A 22,337-nucleotide genomic window follows, 5' to 3' on the forward strand; every position below is an offset into this window, starting at 1 on the left:
ATGTCCCTCAGACTCAAGCGGTTAGCGCTTCGGAAAGGCGGTTCAATCGACCACGTACCGACCCGTCAATAACGGTGTCGCCAGCACGTAGGATGACACCGCCGATAAGCGACTTGTCCACCTGAGTAGTAATGGAGATTTCGCGATTCAGACGTTTCTTGAGCGCGTTCGCGAGCTTGGTCTTCTGCTTACTATCTAATTTGTAAGCAGAGGTGACGTTCACTTCAACACGCTGCTCATGTTCGGCACGTAGGTGCTCAAACTGCTCAGCGATTGATTTCAGTGACATCAAGCGACCTTGGTCTGCTAATACATCTAAAAAACGACGTAAAGCGTCGTCTTGCTCGCCTGGTGTCATATCGGCCAGCAGAGATACTTTTTGCTCGTTCTCAAGCTTTGGACTGCCTAGCAAACGACGAACATCGCTGTCAGCTACCGCAAAGCTTAAAAAGCTCAGCGACTGTGACCAGCTATCAAGCGCATCATGATCACGCGCGTATTCAAACGCTGCTTTAGCGTAAGGACGAGCGACGGTCAGTAGTTCCGCCATGATTCACCTCCTTACAGTTCAGCAGCAAGCTCATCGAGTAACTTGCGATGTGCTTGTTCGTCGACCGACGCTTCAAGAACACGCTCGGCACCCATAACAGCGAGATAAGAGACTTGGGCGCGAAGCTCGTCTTTTGCACGGTTCACTTCTTGCTCAATCTCTGAACGTGCGCTGGCTACAAGGCGTTCACCTTCGGCACGGGCTTGCTCGCGGGCCTCTTCAATCATCTGGGCAGAGCGTTTGTTGGCCTGCTCTAGAATCTGAGAAGCTTGCTCCTTGCTTTCACGCAGCGTCTGCTCAGCGCGTTCTTGAGCAAGCTCAAGATCACGGTTAGCACGGCTAGCTGCGTCCAAGCCATCAGCAATTTTTTTCTGACGCTCATGAAGCGCGTTGCTGATCGGAGGCCACACATACTTTATGCAAAACCAGACAAAGATCGCGAAGGCGATCGTTTGCCCGATTAGCGTCATGTTGATATTCACAGGAATGTACCTCTGACAAGTTCGTGGCGACCGGAGTGAAACAAAACCGAGCGCTTAGCGCTCGGCTGAGCTGTCATTAACCGGCAACAACGAAAATCAGGTACATCGCAATACCAACACCGATCATCGGAACAGCATCCAGCAGGCCGGCCATGATGAAGGTTTTGGTTTGCAGTTGGTCGCCCAATTCAGGCTGACGCGCAGTTGACTCAAGCAGTTTGCCGCCCAACAGAGCGAAGCCGATGCCGGTAGCCAGTGCGCCCAGACCGATGATGATGGCAGCTGATAGATAAACCATTTCCATGATAAAGCTCCTGAGTTTAAGTTTTGGTTAAGGTTGAGGGTTAATGAAAACGTTATTGCTAGGTTAATGGTGTTCGTGTGCAGCGCTCAGATAGACAACCGATAGGGTTGTAAAAATGAAGGCCTGCAGAGTGACCACCAAGATGTGGAAGATGGCCCACGGCACATCCAATAGCCAGATAGCCCAAAACGGCAGCAGGGCGATCAAAATAAAGATCACTTCACCGGCAAACATGTTGCCGAAAAGACGTAGACCGAGACCAAGCGGCTTCACCAGCAAGCCAATAATTTCGAGCACTAGGTTGAAAGGAATCAGCGCCCAGTGGTTGAACGGAGTAAGTGACAACTCTTTGGCGAAACCACCGACGCCTTTCACCTTAAGGCTGTAATAAATAATCAGGCCAAACACGCCTAACGCCATGCCGAGTGTGGCATTGGGGTCAGTCGTTGGGACGATTTTCATATAGTCGACGCCGAGCTTGGCGAACAACACTGGAAAATAGTCCACTGGAATGATCTTCAGCGTGTTCATCAGCAAAATCCAGACAAACAGCGTTAGCGCCAGCGGTGCAATGTTTGCGTTACGCCCATGGAAAGTGGCCTTAACCAAGTTTTCGATGAACTCGACCACCATCTCTACCGCATTTTGTAGCCCGCCGGGTACTCCGGTAGTCGCCATTTTACCGGCTTTACGGAAAACCCAGATAAACAGCAACCCCATGGCGATGGACCAGCCCATGGTGTCTAGGTGAATGGCCCAAAAGCCCATTTCACGGGCTTCTTCAGCAGAGTGTGCCAGCGACCAACCATTAACGGGGTGGTTACCAAAGGTCAGGTTCTGCAAGTGGTGCTGGATATAGTAAGTCGAAGAGACTTCGTTTCCTGCGGCCATGGATGTGTCACCTCAATTAGTTGTGCGATCTCTAGGCATTAGCATTTTTTGGGATTAACCAAGGCGTCAGCCAATGCGTTAGAACAACCGCGACGTAAGCGTAAAAAAATAAAGCGGGGTTTGAGGGGGGCGCTACTACAAACACTGCGACAAACAGTGCCACCGTCAAACCAAACTTGCCTGCTTCAGCGCGAAATAAGTGAATTGCTCCTCGTGTTCGGCGCTTGGCGTGAAAAAACCCCATTCGCTGAATAAAAAACGCCTGGGGCAACAGCGCGACTAAGGCTCCTAGCAATACAGATAACAAACCTTCCGTTTGCCCAAGCATGTAGCCAAGCACCATGCCCACTACTGTAACAATCAACTGCGCGATGGTAAGTCGAACGATATAGGCTCTTCGCCGCCGGGTTTCGTATCGCTGCATAGCTTTCTAAATAGCTCTCTGACATAGCGTTCTGAAATAACACCCAGCTTTTACATAAAAATCGTTATATCTCGACAAGCGTATTCCTAGACAATCGCAGCCAACCTGCACAAATCTTGCGCGATTATAGGGAAGCGCTATCACACCTTCAACCGAAGTCGCATCGATTTTGCCCGCTTAAGGGCTGATTTGCGACCAAAGGGGGAAAACGTGTCCGCTTCTTACGCGATATTGAATAGCCTGCTATTTAATATGGTTTAAGATTCCATCCAGTTCTTCCAGGCTGGTGTAGCGAATCGTTAACTTACCTTTGCCTTTTTGACCATGATCAATCGAGACCGGCGCGCCCAGTAACTCGCCAAGGTGGGTTTCCAGTTTTGCCACATCGGGCTGTTTGTTTGGACGGCTAGGCGTTTTAATAGGGGCTTGGCTGGTCTGCACTTTTTTCACCAGCGCTTCGGTTGCCCGAACGGTCATATCGTTATTGACCACTTCATGAGCTACTTGGCGTTGCTGGGCGCTATTTAACGTTAGCAACGCCCGCGCATGGCCCATATCCAAATCGCCCCGTTCGAGCAGCGTTTGTACTTCGGGGTCTAGCGCCAGCAGGCGCAGCAAGTTGGCTACCTGAGTGCGCGATTTACCCACTGCGTCGGCAATCTGCTGCTGGGTAAGCTCAAACTCTTCGCCCAGGCGCTTGAGCGCCATGGCTTCCTCAATAGAATTGAGATTTTCACGCTGGATATTTTCGATCAGCGCCAGCGCCAAGGCAACTTCATCGCTAACTTCCCGGATCACTGCCGGGATAACGTCAAGCTCTGCAAGTTGGGCTGCCCGCCAGCGGCGCTCACCGGCAATGATTTCGTAGCGATCAACGCCGATCGGGCGCACAACAATGGGCTGCATCACGCCCTGGGCACGAATAGAATCGGCCAGCTCTTCTAACGCTTCAGGCTGAATATCGCGCCGCGGCTGATATTTACCGCGGGTTAATTGGCCTAACGGTAGCCGTTCCAGACGATCTTCGGTCACTTCGTCGGTTGCGGTGCTTTTCGTTGCGTCCGCAAGCTCCAACGGTGTGCCGCTACCGGCAAGCTCTAAACTGTCACGGCGACGGGCACCGGCACCAATTAGGGCATCCAGGCCACGTCCCAGCGCGGGTTTACGCGTCATTCGCTTTCCCTCATTTTTTACAGCGCGTAGCTTTTAGAGTGCAAATCGTGTTTACAGTGCAAGGCGACGAATGATCTCTTTCGCCAATACACGATAGGCCTGACTGCCCCGGGAAAACCGGGCATATTGCGTCACGGGTAGCCCGTGGCTCGGCGCTTCGGCAACTTTAACGTTGCGCGGTATGGTGGTTTTTAACAGCATATCGCCAAAGTAGTCACGCAGCTGCTTATCCACTTCCCGCGTTAAGCTGGTGCGCTTGTCGTACATAGTGCGCAGAATACCCGCAATCGCTAAATCGGGATTCACGTTTTGCTTAATCTGCTCAACGGTATCAAGCAGTGCCGATAACCCTTCTAGCGCATAGAACTCACACTGCAGTGGGATCAATACGCTATCAGAAGCCGTTAGCGCATTGACGGTGAGCATATTCAAAGACGGTGGGCAGTCAATCAGCACCACATCGTACTCATCCGCGACTGACCCAAGCGCTGTGGTCAGGCAACTTTCACTTTTGTCACGATCCAATAGCTCGACTTCGGCGGCGGTGAGGTCACCGTTACCCGGCAGAACGTCGTATTTTACCGCTAGCTTTTTGACGATGGTTTCAGCTGCCGTTGCTTCACCCAGCAGGACGTCGAGCACGCTTTTATCGAGCTCATATTTATCAATGCCGCTGCCCATACTGGCATGACCTTGGGGGTCAAGATCCACCAACAGTACGCGACGGTCGAGCGCTGCGAGACTGGCTGCCAGATTAACGGCTGAAGTGGTCTTGCCCACGCCGCCTTTTTGGTTGGTCAGGGCAATGATCTGGCTCACTTACTCAACTCCTTCTTGGGGTCAGAATCAACGTTCAGCTTTTGACATTCAGCTTTCACTATTTAGAACCAACAGCTGCCGCTGGGCCGCTTCAAAGGGCACTTCCAGCAGATAACGCTTGTGTAAACGTATATCGGGGGGCAGATCACGCAGTTCTTCGTCCGCCCCCGGCCCTTTCATCGCTAGCCACTGGCCATCCACGCTGGGTAGCTGGCGGGTCAAGGTGACAAAATCGACCAAGCTAGCAAACGCTCTCGAAATCACCTGATCAAAAGCTGCGGCCTCAAACTGCTCTACCCGTGCCTGCACAGGCGTCACGTTTTTAAGACCAAGCTCCATTACCGCCTGGCGCTGAAAACGCACCTTTTTGCCATTACTGTCCAGCAGCGTTACCTCTAGCTCGGGCGCTAAAATAGCCAGCACGATACCGGGTAGCCCTGGGCCAGCGCCTACATCCAGCAGCCGGGGCCCGTGTACATAGGGCATTACGACAGCGCTATCGAGCACATGGCGCGACACCATTTCGTCAATGTCGCGCACCGCTGTGAGGTTATAAGCCCGGTTCCACTTGTGCAACAGTGCCAATAAGCCTAGCAGTTGCTCGCGCTGATGGTCGTCAACGCTGATAGCCAACTGACTAAGCCCTTGATCGAGACGTGGTGCAACGCTTGTAGGAAGCGTTTTCAACAGTGGGGTCAACGAACTCATCCGTTAACGACCTCTGCCGCTGCTACCAAGCGGCGCTTTTTCAGATGCACTAACAAAATAGACACAGCCGCCGGGGTGACACCTGAAATTCGCGCCGCATGGGCGAGGGTTTCCGGCCGCGCTTCGGCTAGCTTCTGGCGAATTTCGTTAGACAAGCCTTCCACTTTTAAATAGTCCAACTCTGCAGGTAGCGGCGTGGCTTCGTGGCGTTTGAGCTTATCGATCTCATCCTGCTGACGTTCAATATAGCCTTGATATTTAGCCTGAATCTGAACCTGCTCGGCAACCGCGGGATCGGTCACCAGCGTGCCTTCGATGCCGGGCAGATTGGCTAGATCGCTGTAGCTGAGTTCCGGACGCTTGAGCAGATCGCTCAGTCGATACTCGCGTGATAGCGCTGATCCGGTTTTTTCAGCCACTTGTTCCGCCGCCGGAGTTCCGGGCTGGATCCAAATAGTATCCAGGCGGGCGCTCTCTTGCTCGATGGCCTCGCGTTTTTGGCTAAACGCGGTCCAGCGAGAGTCATTGACGAGACCCAATTTGCGACCCGTTTCGGTTAAGCGCAGATCCGCGTTGTCTTCACGCAGCAGCAGACGGTATTCCGCACGGGAAGTGAACATGCGGTAGGGCTCTTTGGTGCCCATAGTGATCAAGTCATCAACCAGCACACCGAGATAGGCTTCATCGCGGCGGGGATACCAAGCGTCTAGCTCTTGAGCGCGGCGTGCGGCATTCAAGCCTGCTAGCAAACCTTGAGCACCGGCTTCTTCGTAACCAGTGGTGCCGTTGATCTGACCAGCGAAAAACAGGTTGTGGATAAATTTTGTTTCCAGCGAGTGTTTTAAGTCTCGCGGATCAAAAAAGTCGTATTCGATGGCATAGCCAGGCCGGGTGATATGGGCATTTTCCAGGCCTTTAATCGAACGCACGACTTGAATCTGCACGTCAAACGGCAGCGAGGTCGAGATACCGTTGGGGTAAAGCTCGTGGGTATCCAGGCCTTCGGGTTCGATGAACACTTGGTGGCTGGATTTATCGGCAAAGCGATGAACCTTGTCTTCGATCGACGGGCAGTAACGGGGCCCAATTCCTTCGATCACACCGGAATACATCGGCGAGCGATCAAGATTCGCCAGAATCAGATCGTGGGTTTGCTGATTGGTGTGAGCAATGTGGCAACTCACCTGCCGAGGGTGCATTTCCCGTGACCCCATGTAGGACATGACCGGTGTAGGGCTGTCACCGGGTTGTTCTTCCAACTGGGAAAAATCCACGGTTTTGGCATTAATACGTGGCGGTGTGCCGGTTTTCAGCCGATCGACGCGAAATGGCAGCGCACGCAGCCGTTCGGCCAGTGCGTTGGAAGGCGGATCACCTGCTCGACCACCCTTGCTTTGATCCAAGCCAATGTGAATCACACCACCCAAAAATGTGCCGGTACACAGCACGACGCTTTCAGCATGGAAGCGAATACCGGTTTCCGTGACAACGCCACGCACGGTGTCGTTATCCACAATGAGATCACCAGCAGCCTGCTGGAAGATCGTCAAGTTGGGCTGGTTTTCCAGCATACCGCGGATAGCGGATTTATAGCGGATGCGGTCAGCCTGGGCACGGGTTGCCCGAACGGCAGGCCCTTTGCGGGCATTGAGCACGCGAAACTGGATGCCACCTAAATCCGTGGCAAGCCCCATGGCGCCGCCCAGCGCATCGATTTCCTTAACCAAATGGCTTTTGCCGATGCCGCCAATCGCGGGGTTACACGACATTTGGCCCAGGGTTTCGATGTTGTGGGTGAGCAGCAGGGTCTGACAGCCCATACGAGCAGAGGCCAATGCGGCTTCAGTTCCCGCATGGCCACCGCCGATGACAATCACGTCAAAGCGGTCGGGATAATTCAAGAGGCACCTCGTCTTGCGCCTTTCGGCACGGATGATGTGGCCAGTGCAGTTCTCAGACATGGCCACCTTAGATCAATGAGCCGGCAAGTATAAACCCCCTGTGGGTAACCGTCAGGTTTTTCCACACCCCAAATCACCAACCCTCCGTTATTAATAACAACATAAATATAAAATAAGAGAAGTTCTGTAAATGTTGTAATTACTAGTGTGGACAATTTCTGTGTATAAGCGACTTATCCTTAATATTTTCATGTGCTTATATTGTTGACTTCTACATGTTTGAAGGCGGGAGTGCCTGGGTAGAAGGGGTGTTAAGCCTGTGGATGGAATAGCGCTTTATCCACAGAGTCAATTAAGCACGGCTTATCCACCGGCCAGTACCTGGGTTGTTACCGCACCTGTGAACAACCTCCGATTGATGTGAAGCTAACGCTAAGCGACGTACATGGTAGGCCTTACGGAGATAAAACCGATCAATGTAAAAAAAGTTTATCCACAGGCAAAAAAATGGCCTGTCGTGTCGACAGGCCAGTAAAAAAGCGTAATTCAGAGCAAATTAGCGGTTATTTTAACGCGTAAAAAGGGCTCAATTTAATGTTTGAGTACGCGAGCAAGGAAGGATTGAGTACGTTCGTGTTGAGGAGAGTCGAACAGTTTTTCAGGGTGGCCCTGTTCGGTAATCTCGCCTTTATGGATAAAAATCACCCGGTCGGCGACCTCGCGGGCAAAGCCCATTTCATGGGTGACAATTACCATGGTCATGCCCTCTTTGGCCAGCTCGCGCATGGCATCCAGCACTTCACCGATCATTTCCGGGTCAAGCGCCGATGTGGGCTCGTCAAACAGCATCAGGCGGGGTTCCATCGCCAGGGCGCGGGCGAGTGCGACGCGCTGCTGTTGACCGCCTGAGAGCTGGCTGGGGTACTTGTCGGCCTGGTCGGCGATACCTACCCGGTCAAGCAAGCGTTTGGCGTTGCTGACTGCGTCGTCACGGCTTAAACCACGCACTTTCATCGGCGCCAGAGTGACATTATCGATCACGCTGAGATGGGGAAAGAGATTGAATTGCTGAAACACCATACCCACTTCGGTACGGATGGTTTGCAGCGCTTTAGTGCTCTTGCCGTGCGGTAATAGTTCGTTGCTGTCGACCACCAGACTGCCGGACTGAAACTCTTCCAAGCCGTTAATACAGCGAATTAGTGTGGATTTGCCTGAGCCACTGGCACCGATAATCACCACCACTTCACCAGGCACAATCGTCAGATCAATATCGTTGAGTACGTGCAGACTGCCAAAGTGTTTATTGAGCTGCTGCATACGCACAATTGGTTGCGTTGTGTTGCTCATTGTCTCGCTCATTGCGCGTGTCCTTATTGTCCGGCCAGGCCTCTGCGCTCGAGTTGACGCAGGATGATGGAGAGGGTCCAGGTGATTGCCAGATACATCAGGGCGACCATGAAGTAGACCTCAAGCGCCGTAAAAGTGGTGGCGATATAGATCTGCCCCTGACGCACTAGCTCACTGACGCCAATCACTGAAAACAGTGAGGTGTCTTTGATGCTGATGATGCCCTGGTTACCGAGGGGAGGAATCATGCGCCGAAACGCCTGGGGCCAGATAACATAGCGAAATGCTTGAGTGCGGGAGAGCCCTAGGGAGAGTGATGCTTCACCCTGGCCGCGTTCAATTGATTGCACACCGCCGCGCACAATTTCTGAAATATAAGCACCGGAGTTAACCGCGATCGCAGCAATACCGGCGACCAGCGCGTTAATTGGGCTACCTAATAGTTGCGGCAAGCCGTAAAAAATAAACAGCACTTGTACCAGGATAGGCGTGCCGCGAAATACTTCGACGTAAACGATGGCCGGCCAGCGTAGCCAACGCAGGCGGCTAATACGTAATAGGCCAAAGAATATTCCGATAAAGAATCCGATGGCGAGACCGCCAAACGAGATAAGCAGCGTCCAGGGAATACCCGGCAGCAGGTAAGGGATAGACCCAAACGCTGCCGACCAATCAAACTGAAAATTGACGTCCACGCGTAGACTCCTGAAACAAAAAAGCAGATGACAAAAAACACATGAGAAATGCAGCAGGGCCGGGGGTTGTGGCCACCCGGCCCTGTAACAGCGTTACGCTAATAGAGAGCTTTTATACTCACTCTTCGCTAGGCGCTTCACCAAACCACTTGGTATAGATCTCATCGTAGGTGCCATCTTCGCGCATGGCGGCCAGCGCTTCGTTAGTCGGCTCTACCCACTCACTGCCTTTGTGGAACACGATGCCGTACTGCTGACCTTCATACAGAGGGCCAACAACCTTGGTACGGCCTTCACCGCGAGTTTGCGAGAAGTAAGAGACGTTAGGGGCATCATAGAGCACGGCGTCGACGTTGCGGCCTAGCAGCGCCATGTACATGTCGGCAGTCCCTGGGAAGGGGGTGATGTCAGCATCTTCGCCGAGTTCTTGCTGGAGGTAGTCGTAACTAGTGGAACCAATTTTGGTACCGACGGCGAGGTCTTGGAGATCTTCTAGTGTCTCGACGCTGTCGTTATCGGCGCGGACAATGATGCGTAAACCTGAATCGTAGTAGGGGTCGGAGAAGTCAACGACTTCAGAGCGCTCGTCAGTGATGGTGGTACCGGCGATGGCTATCTCTTGACTACCCGTTTGCACGGCGGGAATGATGCCGGAGAATTCCATGGTTGTCAGGTTGACTTCAAAGCCTGCACGTTCGGCGACTTCGTTGATGATATCCATATCGAAGCCGACCATTTCGCCGGTCTCTTGATCCATCATTTCAAACGGCACAAAGCTTGGGTCAGTGGCCACGTTCACCGATGGCGTTTGGGCCATGGCGGCAGTGGCGCTGCCCAATCCCAGTGCGAGAGCGAGTGTGGTTTTGGTTAGGCTGAGTGGTAGTGCTACTTTCATAAGTTTCCCCGTGCTTTATGTGGCTAGTAGCGGGTTTCCGAACAATGTATGGCGTTCGAATACCCTTTTTAGCCGTTATTGACCTATCAACCTTGGCGAGAAACCGTCAGGGCGTCAAGTCACGGGGAGCGTCGTGGGCCAACGCTGTTTAGACCATAAAGGAAGCGCCGCAGCCGCAGGTGGTGGTGGCATTGGGATTTTGAACGCGAAAACGCGCGCCCGCTAAGCCTTCCTCGTAGTCGACCGTGGAGCCCACCAGATACTGGTAAGAGAGGGGGTCGACGACCAGCGCGGCCTCACCGAACTCAATCACAGTGTCATCGTCGGCGACATTGTCAGCAAAGTCGAAGCCGTATTGAAAACCTGAACAGCCGCCGCCGGTCACGTAGACCCGCAGTTTGAGTGATGGGTTATTTTCTTCTGCAATCAGTGCGTTAATACGTTTGCGTGCACTATCAGAGAGCAGTAATGGAGTAGGAACAAAGGCTTCTGCACCGCTCATGGGTACCTCCCGCGAGCTTAAAGAACGAATAAATCGGCATTGGGGGGTGATTATGGGTAATTCCCAGCAAATTGGTCAACTATTGTGTTGGTATATCAAGCAGAGGGCAGCTCGCCGAGGAGGCGCTGTGAATCCTTCCATGGACGCTACATTTGCCTTCCTTGGCAAATGACCTCCTCTCTGAGCTGCCCTCTGCATGCTGGTTTTGGTGAGGTGTTTAAGGCATCAGCGCGGGGGCAGTAAGTCCGGTGTTCTCGTCAAAGCCAAACATCAGGTTGAGGTTTTGGATTGCTTGGCCCGAAGCGCCTTTGACCAGGTTATCAATCACCGATAGTACGACGACGGTGTTGCCATTGCCGGGGCGATGGACTGCTAGGCGGCAGGTATTGATGCCTTTGACGCTGCGCGTCTCTGGGTGACTTCCAGCAGGCATCACATCGACAAAGGGTTCGTTAGCGTAGCGCTGCTCAAATAGAGCCTGCAGATCGCCGGGCTCAGTGGTGAGCTGGCCGTAAAGTGTGGCGTGAATGCCGCGGATCATCGGCGTTAAGTGGGGCACAAAGGTTAAACCCACCGTGGATTGCTGAATATCCCTAAGCCCTTGGCTAATTTCGGGTAGATGGCGGTGGCCCGAGGCGCCGTAGGCTTTCATCGACTCGCTGGCTTCAGCGAGCAGTGACCCTACTTTTGCGCCACGGCCTGCCCCGGTAACCCCGGATTTACAGTCAGCAATCAGTTGGCTTGGGTCGATCAGACCTGCTTCCAACAGCGGTAGATAGCCTAATTGAACGGCCGTGGGGTAGCAGCCGGGCACGGCAATTAAGCGTGCATTTTTGATTTTTTCCCGATGCATTTCCGGTAGGCCGTATACCGCCTCATGCAACAATTCTGGCGCGCCGTGAGCCTGGTCGTACCAGCGGCTCCACTCGTCGGCATCGCGCAGCCGGAAATCGGCCGACAGATCAATTACCCGAGTGCCATTTTTGAGCAGCTCACCCGCTAGTGCGTGGGCAACGCCGTGGGGTGTGGCAAAAAAGACCGCATCCATGGCGCCCAGCTGTTTAGCATCCGGCTCGCTAAACGCTAGCGTGTCGTAGTGGCCGCGCAGGTTAGGGTACATATCGCACACCTTGACGCCCGTTTCCGAGCGCGAAGTAATCGCGGCTACCTCGACGTGGGAATGCTGGGCAAGTAGCCGCAGTAATTCAACGCCGGTATAACCGGTACCGCCAACAATGCCGACCTTAATCACAAATCACTCCTTGCGGGCTACGCAGAACGTTTTCCAGAATAGTTTTTTAGGACAGTTTGCACAGCAACCTATGACAAAACGCTATGTGTTATCAGCCTATGCGGATTGCTGCGGGCTGTCGAAGTGTATCGGGCTATGATACACAAGAGGATTAAGAGATAAGAACACTAAGACCAAAAACAAGGCAGATTGCTGTGGCGCGTTTTTCCCGATCGGATTTTACGTTAGAAAGTTTTCGTCGTCAGTTGGCCAACGTCGACGCCTTGCCGCAACTCTGCTTGCTGGGCCTTGTCTCGGGGATTATTACCGGTGCGGTGATGGTGGCGTTTCGGCTGCTTTTGGAAGCAGGGGCCACGTTCTATATGACGGAGGGCGACCCAGAGGCGTTTGAAAATATGACGCCCTGGTTACGTGCGCTGCTACCCATGCTGGCGGTGACGTTAGTGGGCGTGCTGTTGTATCGGCAAAAACCGGCAGCGCGCAAACTGGGCGTGGGTCATGTGATTGAGCGGCTCACCTATCACCAAGGGCGCTTTCCGCTGCGTAACTGGTTAAATCAGTGGTGGGTCGGGGTGGTGGTGGTGTTAGGTGGCCTCTCTGCAGGTCGTGAGGGGCCGGCGATTCACTTGGGCGCGGCGGCGGCCAGTGGTCTCGGCCAGCAGATTCGCTTACCCAATAATAGCCTAAGAGTGCTGGTGGCCTGTGGCACTGCAGCTGCCATTTCCGCTTCCTTTAATACGCCGATTGCCGGGGTGATCTTCGCCATGGAAGTGGTGATGATGGAGTATACCTTGATGAGCTTTATGCCCGTCATCCTGGCCTCCACCATGGGTGCGCTGGTGGCGCAGTTGGCTTACGGTAATGAACCAGCGTTTCGCATTCCCGAAGTGGCTCTGGGGTCGTTGATCAATCTGCCGTGGATCGTGCTGACGGGACTGGTGATTGGCTTGCTGGCGGGGCTGTTTATCCATATTTCCCGCAGTCAGCGAATTATGGACTGGCCGCTTTGGGTACGTCTCGGATTGGTCGGCGTGGCGACTGGCGCCGTTGCCTGGTGGTTCCCCCAGGTGCAGGGCATCGGTTATGACAGCGTGGCGGCAGCGCTCAATAATCAGTTGGAAATTAAAGTACTGCTGGCGCTGATGATTGCCAAACTACTGCTAACGGCGCTGACCGTTGCTGGCGGTGTACCCATCGGCATTATTGGCCCGGTGCTGGTGGTGGGAGCGGCTACAGGCGCGCTGTTTGGAATGCTGGGAGGCTGGATGTGGCCAGACAAAGCCGCTGACCCGGGGATTTACGCCATGCTAGGTATGGCGGCAATGATGGGGGCCGTTCTGCAAGCGCCCCTTGCTGCGCTGATGACGCTTTTGGAGTTAACCCATACGCCGAGTATCATGCTTCCTGGAATGCTGGCGGTGGTGGTTGCGTGTTTGACGTCACGGCAGTTAACCGGCTGTGAAGGGTTCTTTATCAGCACGGTGCGTTATGGGCTGCATCCGCTTCAGCAACCGTTGATGCAAGCGCTTTCACGGGTTTCGGTGCCGGCGGTGATGGAGCGTCAATTGGTGCGTACTGAGCGGATGATAACCCCTGACCAGGCGCGCCACCTGCTGGAAACAAACCCGGTGTGGTTGGTGATTGAGCGTTCCAGTGAGGAAAAACCGGTACTGGCGCTCAAAGCCGCTGAACTAGCGCGTTGGTTACTTGAACACGATGAAGCGTTGCAGGGTAAAGAACCGCCCGAGGATGAATTGATTGATCTGCTGGAAATTCCTGGGCAGCGTTTGGAACTGGCACCGATTGGCTTACAAGCAACGCTTTCCGAGGCTTTTTTGAAGCTGCAGGATAACGCGCTGGGGGCACTCTATGTGGTACACGGTTACCGCCCTAAACAGCAGCGTATTTCAGGTATTATCACCCGTGGCGCCATTGAGCGTTATTATCACTATACAGATCCCCGTGGCGCTGACACTCGCGATAATTATCTACGAGAGCATGATCTACGAGAGAATGAGACACGCGAAAAGGATTAACCATTTTAAGGAGCAACAATGTACCTATGGGTGAAGGCTATTCACTTGATGGCAGTGGTGACGTGGTTCGCCGCGATGTTTTATTTACCCCGCTTGTATGTGTATCACGCTACCGCGCGGGATAACGGTGATGACCAGGCAATGGCGTATTTCAAAACCATGGAGCGCAAGCTTTACCGTGGAATCATGACGCCATCGATGATTGCGGTACTGCTGTTTGGTGGCTGGATGCTCTATTTAGTGCCCGAATGGTTTAGCCAGGGTTGGATGCACGTCAAACTAGCGCTGGTGGTCTTGCTCATTGGCTATCATCATGTTTGTTTGATTTATTTAAAGCAGTTTGCCCAGGATCGTTGCACCAAAGGCCATGTGTTTTTCCGCTGGTTTAACGAAGCGCCGGTGATTGCGCTAGTGGCGATTATACTATTAGCCGTTGTGAAGCCCTTTTGATGCGCCAACCACTTCCGCCTGTCGTATTGGTATTAGCGGGACACGACCCCACCGGCGGCGCAGGGTTAGTGGCTGATAGCGAAGCCATTGCCGCTTGTGGTGGCTGGGCGGTAACGATCCCTACTGCGCTGACGGTTCAAAATTGCCACAATGTGACGCGTGTGATTCCCGCTGATCCTACCGCGATGCGCCAAATGGCCGAGGTACTTGGCGAGATGCAAGTGGCGGCGATTAAAATTGGCTTGCTCGCCGATGAAGCTACCTTGCGTGCAGCGGAACAAATTATCCGCCGCTTTCCAGGCATTCCTGTGGTGGCGGACCCGGTATTTAAGGCTGGTGGTGGAACTGAGTTATCCACACCCGGTTTACGTCGGCTGTTCATCGATCGCTTGCTACCGCTTGTGGATATCTTAACGCCCAATCGTGCTGAGCTTTGTCAACTGACACCAGACATCGTCACCCCTTTTGATGATACGGCACGTGCGGTGGCGTTGATGTCACAGGGCTGCCAAGCAATTTTAGTGACTGCCACTGACGATCCGCTGCCCGGTAATGAACAGCAAGTAGTGCACACCCTGCACTCACCCGATACCACTCGCCAGTGGCAGTGGCCACGTCTGCCTGAACTGTTCCATGGCTCTGGTTGCACGCTAGCCTCAGCCATTGCGGCTCGCCTTGCTGTTGGTGAGCGCTTATCAACCGCGTGTGAGCAAGCGCAGCACTTTACTTGGCAGAGCCTGTCTCAAGGCTTTCAGCCGCCGAGTGGCCAGTGTTTGCCCAGCCGTTTTTCACGGCCTGTTCGTTTTTAATCCTATCTTCTATCTGCCATTGACCGAGAGGATGCCATGACCACATCAGCTGAATTGTTTGATCTTGCCAGTCGCCATATCCCAGGCGGCGTAAACTCTCCCGTCCGGGCATTTAAAGGGCTCCACCGCCCGCCGGTCTTTATAGAGCGTGCCCAGGGCGCGTTTCTATTCGATGTCGAAGGCAATCGGTACGTGGATTATGTGGGGTCCTGGGGACCAATGATTACCGGGCACGCTGACCAGGATGTATTGGCAGCCGTGCGGGCGCGATTAGATAACGGCCTGTCATTCGGTACGCCTACCGCGGTTGAAACCACCATGGCAGATTTGATCTGCGAGATGATTCCTTCCATGGATATGGTGCGCATGACCAGTTCGGGCACCGAAGCCACCATGTCGGCGATACGCCTGGCGCGAGGCACCACCGGCCGCGATAAGATCGTAAAGTTTGAAGGGAACTACCATGGCCACTCTGATTCGCTGCTGGTAAAAGCCGGTTCTGGGGCGCTTACCCACGGCGAGCCTAGCTCACCGGGCGTGCCCGCGTCGCTGGCTGAACACACCATTACTCTCTCGTTTAACGACCCTGAAGGGGTAGAGGCGTGTTTTAACGAGATTGGCGATCAAATTGCCTGCATTATCGTCGAGCCCGTTGCTGGCAATATGAATTGCATTCCCCCACAGTCAGGTTTCCTGGAAACACTGCGCCGGGTATGTAACGAACACGGTAGCGTCCTGATCTTTGACGAAGTGATGACCGGCTTTCGTGTGGCGTTGGGCGGCGCTCAAGCCCACTACGGTATCGTGCCTGATTTAACCTGCTTGGGAAAAATTGTTGGCGGTGGCATGCCGGTGGGCGCGTTTGGCGGCAAGCGTGAAATAATGCAGAACATTTCACCGCTTGGACCGGTGTATCAAGCGGGTACTTTGTCGGGCAATCCCCTGGCCATGGCCGCAGGTGTGGCTCTACTTACCAAGCTACAGGTACCAGGTTTTCACGATGCATTAACCCAGCGGGTTAATACACTGTGTTCAGGCTTACAGGAGCGTGCCAACGCTGCACGAGTGCCGATGATGACGCAGTCAGCGGGCGGTATGTTTGGGCTCTTCTTCACCTCGCAAAGCCGGGTAGATAACTTTGCCCAAGCCACGGCCTGTAACCCAGACGCTTTCCGCCGCTTCTTCGGTGCCATGCTTGACCACGGTGTTTATCTGGCGCCTTCAGCCTATGAAGCAGGCTTTATGTCCAGTGCTCATACCCCAGAAGATATTCAGTTCACTCTGGACGCGGCAGAAAAAGCCTTTGCGGTAATGTAACGGCACGTAACTAAAAGCCCGCTATACTTCAAGAGCCGCTCATTTTGAGCGGCTCTTCGGTTAAGTGAGACATACAATCATGATACCAATAACGGCTTGGCGAACTTTGCTATGCGCAGCGGGGCTAACAGTCTGCTTTCCGCTGGCTGCACAGTCGCCTCAGGAGCAGGACATGACCCAGATTCACATCACTATGAGTGGTTCGCCGGGTGCCGAGTTTTCCGCCCACTGGCGGATTACCCACGAAGGCGAAACCACCGAGCACGTTGAAGAGCATGGAACGGTACCCGCCGAGTACACGTTTACCGGTACGGAACTTGAAGGCACGGTAAAGCTGCTAAGCGATGACGAGCGATTAGAAGTGGACATTCAAAAAGGCAGCAACAGGTCGCGTTCGTCAACTCAGGGAGCGGGGGGGACATTGACAGTGTCAATTCGCTAACAAAAAAACCGCCCCTGAAAGGGGCGGTTAATCATAATTTAAAATAATCTATATTTTAACGGCCTTGAGTTACTGTGTTTGTGTTGCCATAGCCAACTGTGTGAATATTTGAGTTATGGCTGTAACCAGCTTGAGTAACGTTATGTGTATTATTGGCACCAAAAGTTTTGATATAAGAATCATTACCAAAACCTGACTGCTCTACGTTACTAGTGTTGTTATATCCAATGGTAATAATCGTACTATCTAGATAATTGCCATCTTGGATCACACTATCACTATTGTTACTACCAGACTGCTCTATCCACGACTCATTGTCGCCACCGGTTTGTTCAACGTTAGCAAGGTTGTTGTAGCCACCAAAAAAACCAGATTGTTGGATGCCAGATTGGTTATTCGAACCAGATTGATCTACATTTGCTTCGTTACCATATCCACTTTGATCAACCCACGAGTCATTAATGTACCCTTCTTGATCGACGCTAGCAGTATTGTACGAACCTTGTTGTTCAATCACAGAGTCGTTAAACTTGCCATCTTGAACCACAACGGCTTCGTTACCATTTCCCCAGCTTTGTTTAACATAAGAATCATTCATCTTACCGTCTTGGGTAACGTTGGCATCATTATCACTACTTGTTTGGTAGATACCCGAAACGTTATAAGCCCCTAGCTGGTCAACAATAGCTTCGTTACCATTAGCAGTTTGTTCGATATTGGAGTTGTTTCGGCCAGGCGCATAAGTTGAATAACCAACAACGTCATCTTGAGTGACAGTAGCACTATTGCCGTTCCCTTCTTGGAGAATTCGGGATTTTTGTGTTCCCCACTGGGTAACATCGTTAGTGTTATCGCTACCGTATTGGTAGATAGAGGAGTCACTACCAACTGACTGAGCAAAAGCAGCAGTGCTCATAGCGAAGGCAACGGCGGCAGCGATAGTGGTGATTTGAGTTTTCATGGTGTTTCCCCTTGATACTTGCTTTAGTTATTACTGAGTCAACGGTTGTTGCTCAGTAGGTTTCGACGGTGACCGGACGTGCATTGCTTGAAAACGCTTGTTGCTCAACACTAATGACACGGTAGCCACTCCCCGACTGTGAAATCTGTACGTCACTGCGGTTGCCAAGTTGGCGCACATAAGAATTTAGTTCTCTTGATGCGCTTCCTGACTGAGTAATATCCGCTTTATGATTTCTACCTATTTGAGAGATATTACTTACGTTATTACCGCCTGTTTGAGTTACCGTCGCCGTGTTGTAATTTCCTAATTGATAAATGCTAGAAAAGTTTCCGGCTTGGTAACTAGCTGATTGCGAAACATGGGTGCGGTTATTGTTACCAATCTGCGTAATAATACTGTAGTTGCCTTGATGTTGTTGGGCGGCAGCTTGCTTAGCGAACTGCTCAATACGGTTATTGTCTGCATTGATTGTCAAAGAAACTGAAAGGGTTGCTGTCAACAGTGCAGCCATTAGGGCATATCGTTTGGTTGCGGTAATATTCAGTTTCATGTCATTTCCCTCTGAAACAGTTTGTATCAATTTGTATTTCTTGTGTTGAGTTTGGACCATTTTGAAATTTACGCTATCAAACTTTTTATTATTCTAATGATGTATTTATTAATAATTTAACAATTAAAAAGCATTACTTTTCTAATCATGTTAACAGTCAAAAAAAAACGGCTATGCGTACCGCATAGCCGTTAATAATTTGTAGTTTTCATATCTTATTTTTATATTAGGTTGTAATTGAAATTTATTATGGAAGTCGTTTATACTATCTAAAGATAGTTTTAAATTTATTAAAGCAAAGGGATTGGTGCATCTAAGTACTCAGACAAAATAGTGTCTTGAAAATTAACACCATTAGAGAGATTCCAAAGATTGTTCTCTACACCACGGGCCACCAAATGTATAACAGCTGACTCAATGGCTGACATCACGGCGAGTTGTACTGGTTCATTGGTGGTAAGACCTACTTCAGCCTCTAACAAACGTCGAAAATCGATAAACCGATAAACCCCCGCTCGCATCTCTTTAGAGTAAATCGTTTTAGTCGTGGTGACGTTAGCTAGTACCTCGCCGGTTGATATTTCAACCGCGCGTAGATTAACCGTTACTTGGTCCACCTGGTATTGCCCTGAAGCGCCAATACCAAAGTACTCAGCCCCAGCCCCACCGGTTCGCACATTGGACTCGTAGGCAATAATGCCACCTTCAAGCATCACCGAGGCAGCACGAAGTGATGGCAATGTATCTGGCTGACCAAAGCGCTCGAACTCGGCACGAATAATGCGCCTCTCGGTAAGTAAGTTCTGTAAACCAACACGCTCAAGCGGTATAAACCAGCCGGAATCCGCTAATGCACCGGTGAGCATCGCCGCAGCGCCCTGCGTTACGGCGGTTGAAAAAGTACTGGCCGGAGCAGGGCGATACTGGCCCGTTTGATCCCGGAAGTCATAAACAGAGACAAAAATTTGCCCAGCTGGCGGCGGTAGCGAGACTAAATCTTGATAGGTTGCCCCACGAGGGGTCAATGTCGCTTCGGCACCTTCTAAATTCTCTGAAGTTGCGACCATACCAGCACAGCCGCTGAGTACACTAACCATGAGTAGTGTAGCGATGATTTTCATAATGATCCCCTGAATTGCATGTAGCATTAACCTGAATCCGTGAGACCGGATCCCTGAAACGCTTCTAACCTACTGGTCCGCATGGCAATATAGCGGATATCGCCATTCACCCAGACAGTGCCATGCCCAACGTCAAGTTCCGCGCCAGTCGCCGCACCCTCACCAGCCACGCCGGGCTGTCCATCATCGGGCAATGCTTCGAGATCGCTGGCGTCGACAGCATCGACAGCCGCTTCCCCACCACGCTGGGCATGCGCACCAGTGACGTGATCAAGAGCTACCTGGGCCTGCTGTGTCTGGGCATGAGCGACTATGACGCTGTCGAGAACTTCCGCCGCGACAAGCCCTTCCAACAACTGCTGACCCTGCAGAAGGTGCCGAGCGCGGCGACGCTGCGACAGCGGCTGGAGAAACTTGCCGCCAACGACCTGCAGGCGCGCACCGCCACCTGGTCCACGACCCTGCTGTCACTGATCGAGGCACCGATCACCGCCGAGACGACGCACGTCTGCCTGGACATCGACACCTTCGTCATGGACAACAGCAACTCGAAGAAGGAAGGCGTCTCGCGGACCTACCAGAAGGTCGATGGCTACACCCCGATCGCCGCCTACCTGGGCAACGAAGGGTGGTGCCTGGGTCTGGAACTGCGGCCTGGCAAGCAGCACACCATGAAGGAGAGCAACGCCTTCCTGGAGCGGGTACTGCCTCGCGCCCAATGCCTGACCAAGCAACCGATCCTGTTACGCGAGGACAGCGGCTTCGACAGCCAGGCGCACCTGGCGCTTCTCGAACAGCAACGCCAGGTCTTTGCCGACGAGGGGCGCCGGCTCGACTATGTCGTCAAATGGAACCCGCGCGGCTCGGCCACGGCTGATCGAGATACCTGGCTGGCGGTGGCGGCGGACTACTGGGAAGAGCTGCGTCCTGGCAAGCGCCAGGCGCTGTGGACGCAGGCCGTCTCGATCCACGACGACAACAAGACCGAATACGTCGTCCAACGCGTGATGCGCCTGGTAGAGCGCACCGCCGATCGCGATGGCCAGTTGCTGCTCGAACCGGACTATGAGTTGGAAGGCTGGTGGACCAGCCTGGACGAGGCGCCGGAGGCGGTGATCAAGCGCTACCAGGCGCATGCCACCCATGAGCAGTTTCACAGCGAGATCAAGACCGATCTCGACCTGGAGCGCTTGCCGTCCGGCAAGTTCGCCACCAACGATCTGATCCTGCATCTCGCCCAGTTGGCCTACAACATCCTGCGCCTGATGGGACAGCTGGGCATGACCGGCGAGCTGAGCCCGGTTCGCCACCCGGCCAAGCGGCGCCGGCTGCGCACCGTGCTACAAGAGCTGGTGCACCGTGCGGCTCTCGTGATTCACAAGGCACGGCAGATCATCCTCGACTTCGGGCAGGATATCGGGCGCATGACGGTGCTCAAGACGCTGCGGAGCCGACTGCGTTATCCACGAGGAACGCCATGCTGACCGTCAATCGGCGACACTCTATCCACAAGCAGTTCCAAGCGACACGCGATCGCCAGATATGTCGTGCCTGGCGGGTGGAAAGGCATGACAAAACGGGCCGTCAGCACCGATCAGCACGGTGGGTTTTGGCAATAACGGGCTTGCGAAAGCCAACTTGCACGGGGCGAATGATCAAAAAGTGCTCGCTGGCGGTGATAGGGAAAGTGTCGGCGCCGGCTTCACGGATTCAGGATTAAGTAGGCTGTTGGCAGCCTTGTTAGTTTTTACTTAGTAATAGGAGCAGTTAATACATTAGGGATTGAACAACAAGCCACCTACGCTAATGTTGGTAATATCACCGGTGGCTTTATCGATTACTTCTACTATGAGCTGCCCTCCTTCATTGCGAACCACGACGCTAAAGTCCCCGCTGTCAAACGACCCTGTGCCATTGTCTACTCCGCCTACATCATTGATTAGATCTGATATAAATCGGCTCTCAAGGCTTTGGATTAGCCGTTCGGTTGGGGAGAGCGGTTCAAAGTCTTCGATGTTTGGGTCTGTAGTGGTGTCTTGCGCCTGGGCTTTGCCCAGTAAATAGCTACCCATAAAGGGGTCGCCGCCAAATGAAGGGTTAATCGGTGTATAGATCAGTTCCCCTGCGCTTGCCTGCAGGGTCAGCGCACTTACCAATATGGTGGTTGCCAGAACACTACCAGCTGTAAGTTTAAGTATTTTTTTCATTAGCGTAGCTCCTCTTTTCCAAGGTCTTTGTCTGAGTTAAGTACGGAAGCTAGCTGTTGGCGTAACAGCGCTTCTTCGACGACCTGCACGGCTTCCCCGGCGGCCCGGTCAGCTTCGCTGATCCTAGGGGAGAGCTGGGTACGGAAATACATACGGTTGCCTTCCATTACCCATATTTGGCTACCCCAGCGTGCATCGGGACGCTCTTTAATAGTGACGGTGGCATTGCCGATAATTAGGTTATCCATGGCCCGCTGGCTAAAAGCGCGATAGAAGGTTTTACCGGCCATAGTGATCGTGCGGTCTACCATTACGCCGGTTAGTTCACTTCCACCGTTGGTGTTACCTTGCACTTCAGGCCCATCAGGACTAGAGAGCTGATTAATAGCATCAATCGCTTCTTGTTCGTTGGCAGGTAATGCATTGCCCGTAGGGGCAGGCTCGTTGGCCAGCGCAACAGACATAGTTATCCACACCAGCAGTGGAGTAATGCCT

At 52.9% G+C, this 22,337-nt stretch carries 25 protein-coding genes; 6 read left to right on the forward strand and 19 right to left on the reverse strand.

Annotation, left to right across the window (positions count from 1 at the left end; translation table 11 throughout):
- Positions 1-13 precede the first annotated feature (13 nt).
- The 14 genes from ACWI0H_RS21225 to argC all read right to left on the reverse strand — a co-directional run bounded on the left by ACWI0H_RS21225 (position 14) and on the right by argC (position 11,946).
- The gene (locus tag ACWI0H_RS21225; protein ID WP_485874483.1) at positions 14-550 is read right to left on the reverse strand and encodes a F0F1 ATP synthase subunit delta; all 537 of its coding nucleotides are present in this window, start codon (positions 548-550) and stop codon (positions 14-16) included.
- 11 nt (positions 551-561) lie between these two features.
- On the reverse strand, positions 562-1,032 hold the full coding sequence (locus ACWI0H_RS21230; protein ID WP_064232398.1) for a F0F1 ATP synthase subunit B: 471 nt from the start codon (positions 1,030-1,032) through the stop codon (positions 562-564).
- A 76-nt stretch (positions 1,033-1,108) separates the two neighbouring features.
- Complete coding sequence (gene atpE, locus ACWI0H_RS21235) at positions 1,109-1,336, reverse strand: F0F1 ATP synthase subunit C (RefSeq protein ID WP_007112217.1); 228 nt, start codon at positions 1,334-1,336, stop codon at positions 1,109-1,111.
- A 63-nt stretch (positions 1,337-1,399) separates the two neighbouring features.
- Entirely contained in the window at positions 1,400-2,227 is an 828-nt protein-coding gene (gene atpB, locus ACWI0H_RS21240) for a F0F1 ATP synthase subunit A (protein WP_485874484.1), read from the reverse strand.
- A gap of 31 nt (positions 2,228-2,258) precedes the next feature.
- Entirely contained in the window at positions 2,259-2,651 is a 393-nt protein-coding gene (locus ACWI0H_RS21245; protein WP_485874485.1) for an ATP synthase subunit I, read from the reverse strand.
- Positions 2,652-2,894: 243 nt separating this feature from the next.
- The gene (locus ACWI0H_RS21250) at positions 2,895-3,824 is read right to left on the reverse strand and encodes a ParB/RepB/Spo0J family partition protein (RefSeq protein ID WP_485874486.1); all 930 of its coding nucleotides are present in this window, start codon (positions 3,822-3,824) and stop codon (positions 2,895-2,897) included.
- Positions 3,825-3,875: 51 nt separating this feature from the next.
- Positions 3,876-4,643, reverse strand: coding sequence for a ParA family protein (locus ACWI0H_RS21255; protein ID WP_485874487.1), 768 nt, complete (start codon positions 4,641-4,643; stop codon positions 3,876-3,878).
- Positions 4,644-4,691: 48 nt separating this feature from the next.
- Entirely contained in the window at positions 4,692-5,351 is a 660-nt protein-coding gene (gene rsmG, locus ACWI0H_RS21260; protein ID WP_485874488.1) for a 16S rRNA (guanine(527)-N(7))-methyltransferase RsmG, read from the reverse strand.
- On the reverse strand, positions 5,348-7,252 hold the full coding sequence (mnmG, locus tag ACWI0H_RS21265; RefSeq protein ID WP_485874489.1) for a tRNA uridine-5-carboxymethylaminomethyl(34) synthesis enzyme MnmG: 1,905 nt from the start codon (positions 7,250-7,252) through the stop codon (positions 5,348-5,350). Before mnmG ends, rsmG begins: the two co-directional genes overlap by 4 nt.
- A 591-nt stretch (positions 7,253-7,843) precedes the next feature.
- The gene (locus tag ACWI0H_RS21270) at positions 7,844-8,602 is read right to left on the reverse strand and encodes an amino acid ABC transporter ATP-binding protein (RefSeq protein WP_008959083.1); all 759 of its coding nucleotides are present in this window, start codon (positions 8,600-8,602) and stop codon (positions 7,844-7,846) included.
- A gap of 23 nt (positions 8,603-8,625) precedes the next feature.
- The gene (locus tag ACWI0H_RS21275; RefSeq protein WP_339882260.1) at positions 8,626-9,297 is read right to left on the reverse strand and encodes an amino acid ABC transporter permease; all 672 of its coding nucleotides are present in this window, start codon (positions 9,295-9,297) and stop codon (positions 8,626-8,628) included.
- A gap of 118 nt (positions 9,298-9,415) precedes the next feature.
- Positions 9,416-10,192, reverse strand: a complete 777-nt coding sequence (locus ACWI0H_RS21280) for a transporter substrate-binding domain-containing protein (RefSeq protein WP_176302928.1) — start codon at positions 10,190-10,192, stop codon at positions 9,416-9,418.
- A 148-nt stretch (positions 10,193-10,340) separates the two neighbouring features.
- Complete coding sequence (gene erpA / locus ACWI0H_RS21285) at positions 10,341-10,694, reverse strand: iron-sulfur cluster insertion protein ErpA (protein ID WP_008959085.1); 354 nt, start codon at positions 10,692-10,694, stop codon at positions 10,341-10,343.
- A 217-nt stretch (positions 10,695-10,911) separates the two neighbouring features.
- Positions 10,912-11,946: an N-acetyl-gamma-glutamyl-phosphate reductase gene (argC, locus tag ACWI0H_RS21290; RefSeq protein ID WP_485874490.1), complete on the reverse strand. Its 1,035-nt coding sequence runs from the start codon at positions 11,944-11,946 to the stop codon at positions 10,912-10,914.
- A 194-nt stretch (positions 11,947-12,140) separates the two neighbouring features.
- Here argC and ACWI0H_RS21295 point away from each other — a divergent pair, with 194 nt between their 5' ends.
- The 5 genes from ACWI0H_RS21295 (at position 12,141) to ACWI0H_RS21315 (ending at position 17,000) form a co-directional block, all read left to right on the forward strand.
- Positions 12,141-13,982 carry a chloride channel protein gene (locus ACWI0H_RS21295; RefSeq protein WP_485874491.1) on the forward strand — a complete coding sequence of 614 codons (1,842 nt, stop codon included), beginning with the start codon at positions 12,141-12,143 and terminating at the stop codon, positions 13,980-13,982.
- An 18-nt stretch (positions 13,983-14,000) separates the two neighbouring features.
- On the forward strand, positions 14,001-14,432 hold the full coding sequence (gene hemJ / locus ACWI0H_RS21300) for a protoporphyrinogen oxidase HemJ (RefSeq protein WP_485874492.1): 432 nt from the start codon (positions 14,001-14,003) through the stop codon (positions 14,430-14,432).
- Positions 14,432-15,241, forward strand: a complete 810-nt coding sequence (thiD, locus tag ACWI0H_RS21305) for a bifunctional hydroxymethylpyrimidine kinase/phosphomethylpyrimidine kinase (RefSeq protein ID WP_485874493.1) — start codon at positions 14,432-14,434, stop codon at positions 15,239-15,241. Before hemJ ends, thiD begins: the two co-directional genes overlap by 1 nt.
- Before the next feature lie 36 nt (positions 15,242-15,277).
- On the forward strand, positions 15,278-16,558 hold the full coding sequence (gene hemL / locus ACWI0H_RS21310; protein ID WP_485874494.1) for a glutamate-1-semialdehyde 2,1-aminomutase: 1,281 nt from the start codon (positions 15,278-15,280) through the stop codon (positions 16,556-16,558).
- A gap of 172 nt (positions 16,559-16,730) precedes the next feature.
- Entirely contained in the window at positions 16,731-17,000 is a 270-nt protein-coding gene (locus ACWI0H_RS21315; protein WP_008959091.1) for a hypothetical protein, read from the forward strand.
- 55 nt (positions 17,001-17,055) lie between these two features.
- On the opposite strand, the gene ACWI0H_RS21320 is transcribed toward ACWI0H_RS21315, so the two are convergent.
- The 3 genes from ACWI0H_RS21320 to ACWI0H_RS21330 all read right to left on the reverse strand — a co-directional run bounded on the left by ACWI0H_RS21320 (position 17,056) and on the right by ACWI0H_RS21330 (position 19,662).
- Positions 17,056-17,961 (reverse strand): curlin subunit CsgB, encoded by a 906-nt coding sequence (locus ACWI0H_RS21320; RefSeq protein ID WP_485874495.1) that lies wholly within the window; start codon positions 17,959-17,961, stop codon positions 17,056-17,058.
- A gap of 52 nt (positions 17,962-18,013) precedes the next feature.
- Positions 18,014-18,514 (reverse strand): hypothetical protein, encoded by a 501-nt coding sequence (locus ACWI0H_RS21325; protein WP_485874496.1) that lies wholly within the window; start codon positions 18,512-18,514, stop codon positions 18,014-18,016.
- A gap of 290 nt (positions 18,515-18,804) precedes the next feature.
- Positions 18,805-19,662 (reverse strand): CsgG/HfaB family protein, encoded by an 858-nt coding sequence (locus tag ACWI0H_RS21330; protein WP_485874497.1) that lies wholly within the window; start codon positions 19,660-19,662, stop codon positions 18,805-18,807.
- Between the two features lie 95 nt (positions 19,663-19,757).
- Between ACWI0H_RS21330 and ACWI0H_RS21335 the strand changes: the two genes are divergently transcribed.
- The gene (locus tag ACWI0H_RS21335; protein ID WP_485874414.1) at positions 19,758-21,119 is read left to right on the forward strand and encodes an IS1380 family transposase; all 1,362 of its coding nucleotides are present in this window, start codon (positions 19,758-19,760) and stop codon (positions 21,117-21,119) included.
- A 291-nt stretch (positions 21,120-21,410) separates the two neighbouring features.
- Here ACWI0H_RS21335 and ACWI0H_RS21340 read toward each other — a convergent pair whose 3' ends face one another.
- Positions 21,411-21,842, reverse strand: a complete 432-nt coding sequence (locus ACWI0H_RS21340; protein ID WP_485874498.1) for a curli assembly protein CsgF — start codon at positions 21,840-21,842, stop codon at positions 21,411-21,413.
- Complete coding sequence (locus ACWI0H_RS21345) at positions 21,842-22,306, reverse strand: CsgE family curli-type amyloid fiber assembly protein (protein ID WP_485874499.1); 465 nt, start codon at positions 22,304-22,306, stop codon at positions 21,842-21,844. The genes ACWI0H_RS21340 and ACWI0H_RS21345 overlap by 1 nt, the downstream gene beginning before the upstream one ends.
- Between the last annotated feature and the right edge of the window lie 31 nt (positions 22,307-22,337).

The organism is Halomonas sp. NYA30, from assembly GCF_976980765.1.

Bases quoted from the DNA above. Each gene is read 5' to 3' on its own strand.
- ACWI0H_RS21225 (WP_485874483.1), bottom strand. From the start codon at position 550: ATGGCGGAACTACTGACCGTCGCTCGTCCTTACGCTAAAGCAGCGTTT.
- atpE (WP_007112217.1), bottom strand. From the start codon at position 1,336: ATGGAAATGGTTTATCTATCAGCTGCCATCATCATCGGTCTGGGCGCA.
- atpB (WP_485874484.1), bottom strand. From the start codon at position 2,227: ATGGCCGCAGGAAACGAAGTCTCTTCGACTTACTATATCCAGCACCAC.
- ACWI0H_RS21245 (WP_485874485.1), bottom strand. From the start codon at position 2,651: ATGCAGCGATACGAAACCCGGCGGCGAAGAGCCTATATCGTTCGACTT.
- ACWI0H_RS21250 (WP_485874486.1), bottom strand. From the start codon at position 3,824: ATGACGCGTAAACCCGCGCTGGGACGTGGCCTGGATGCCCTAATTGGT.
- rsmG (WP_485874488.1), bottom strand. From the start codon at position 5,351: ATGAGTTCGTTGACCCCACTGTTGAAAACGCTTCCTACAAGCGTTGCA.
- ACWI0H_RS21270 (WP_008959083.1), bottom strand. From the start codon at position 8,602: ATGAGCAACACAACGCAACCAATTGTGCGTATGCAGCAGCTCAATAAA.
- ACWI0H_RS21280 (WP_176302928.1), bottom strand. From the start codon at position 10,192: ATGAAAGTAGCACTACCACTCAGCCTAACCAAAACCACACTCGCTCTC.
- erpA (WP_008959085.1), bottom strand. From the start codon at position 10,694: ATGAGCGGTGCAGAAGCCTTTGTTCCTACTCCATTACTGCTCTCTGAT.
- hemJ (WP_485874492.1), top strand. From the start codon at position 14,001: ATGTACCTATGGGTGAAGGCTATTCACTTGATGGCAGTGGTGACGTGG.
- thiD (WP_485874493.1), top strand. From the start codon at position 14,432: ATGCGCCAACCACTTCCGCCTGTCGTATTGGTATTAGCGGGACACGAC.
- hemL (WP_485874494.1), top strand. From the start codon at position 15,278: ATGACCACATCAGCTGAATTGTTTGATCTTGCCAGTCGCCATATCCCA.
- ACWI0H_RS21315 (WP_008959091.1), top strand. From the start codon at position 16,731: ATGACCCAGATTCACATCACTATGAGTGGTTCGCCGGGTGCCGAGTTT.
- ACWI0H_RS21320 (WP_485874495.1), bottom strand. From the start codon at position 17,961: ATGAAAACTCAAATCACCACTATCGCTGCCGCCGTTGCCTTCGCTATG.
- ACWI0H_RS21325 (WP_485874496.1), bottom strand. From the start codon at position 18,514: ATGAAACTGAATATTACCGCAACCAAACGATATGCCCTAATGGCTGCA.
- ACWI0H_RS21330 (WP_485874497.1), bottom strand. From the start codon at position 19,662: ATGCTACATGCAATTCAGGGGATCATTATGAAAATCATCGCTACACTA.
- ACWI0H_RS21335 (WP_485874414.1), top strand. From the start codon at position 19,758: ATGCCCAACGTCAAGTTCCGCGCCAGTCGCCGCACCCTCACCAGCCAC.
- ACWI0H_RS21340 (WP_485874498.1), bottom strand. From the start codon at position 21,842: ATGAAAAAAATACTTAAACTTACAGCTGGTAGTGTTCTGGCAACCACC.
- ACWI0H_RS21345 (WP_485874499.1), bottom strand. From the start codon at position 22,306: ATGTCTGTTGCGCTGGCCAACGAGCCTGCCCCTACGGGCAATGCATTA.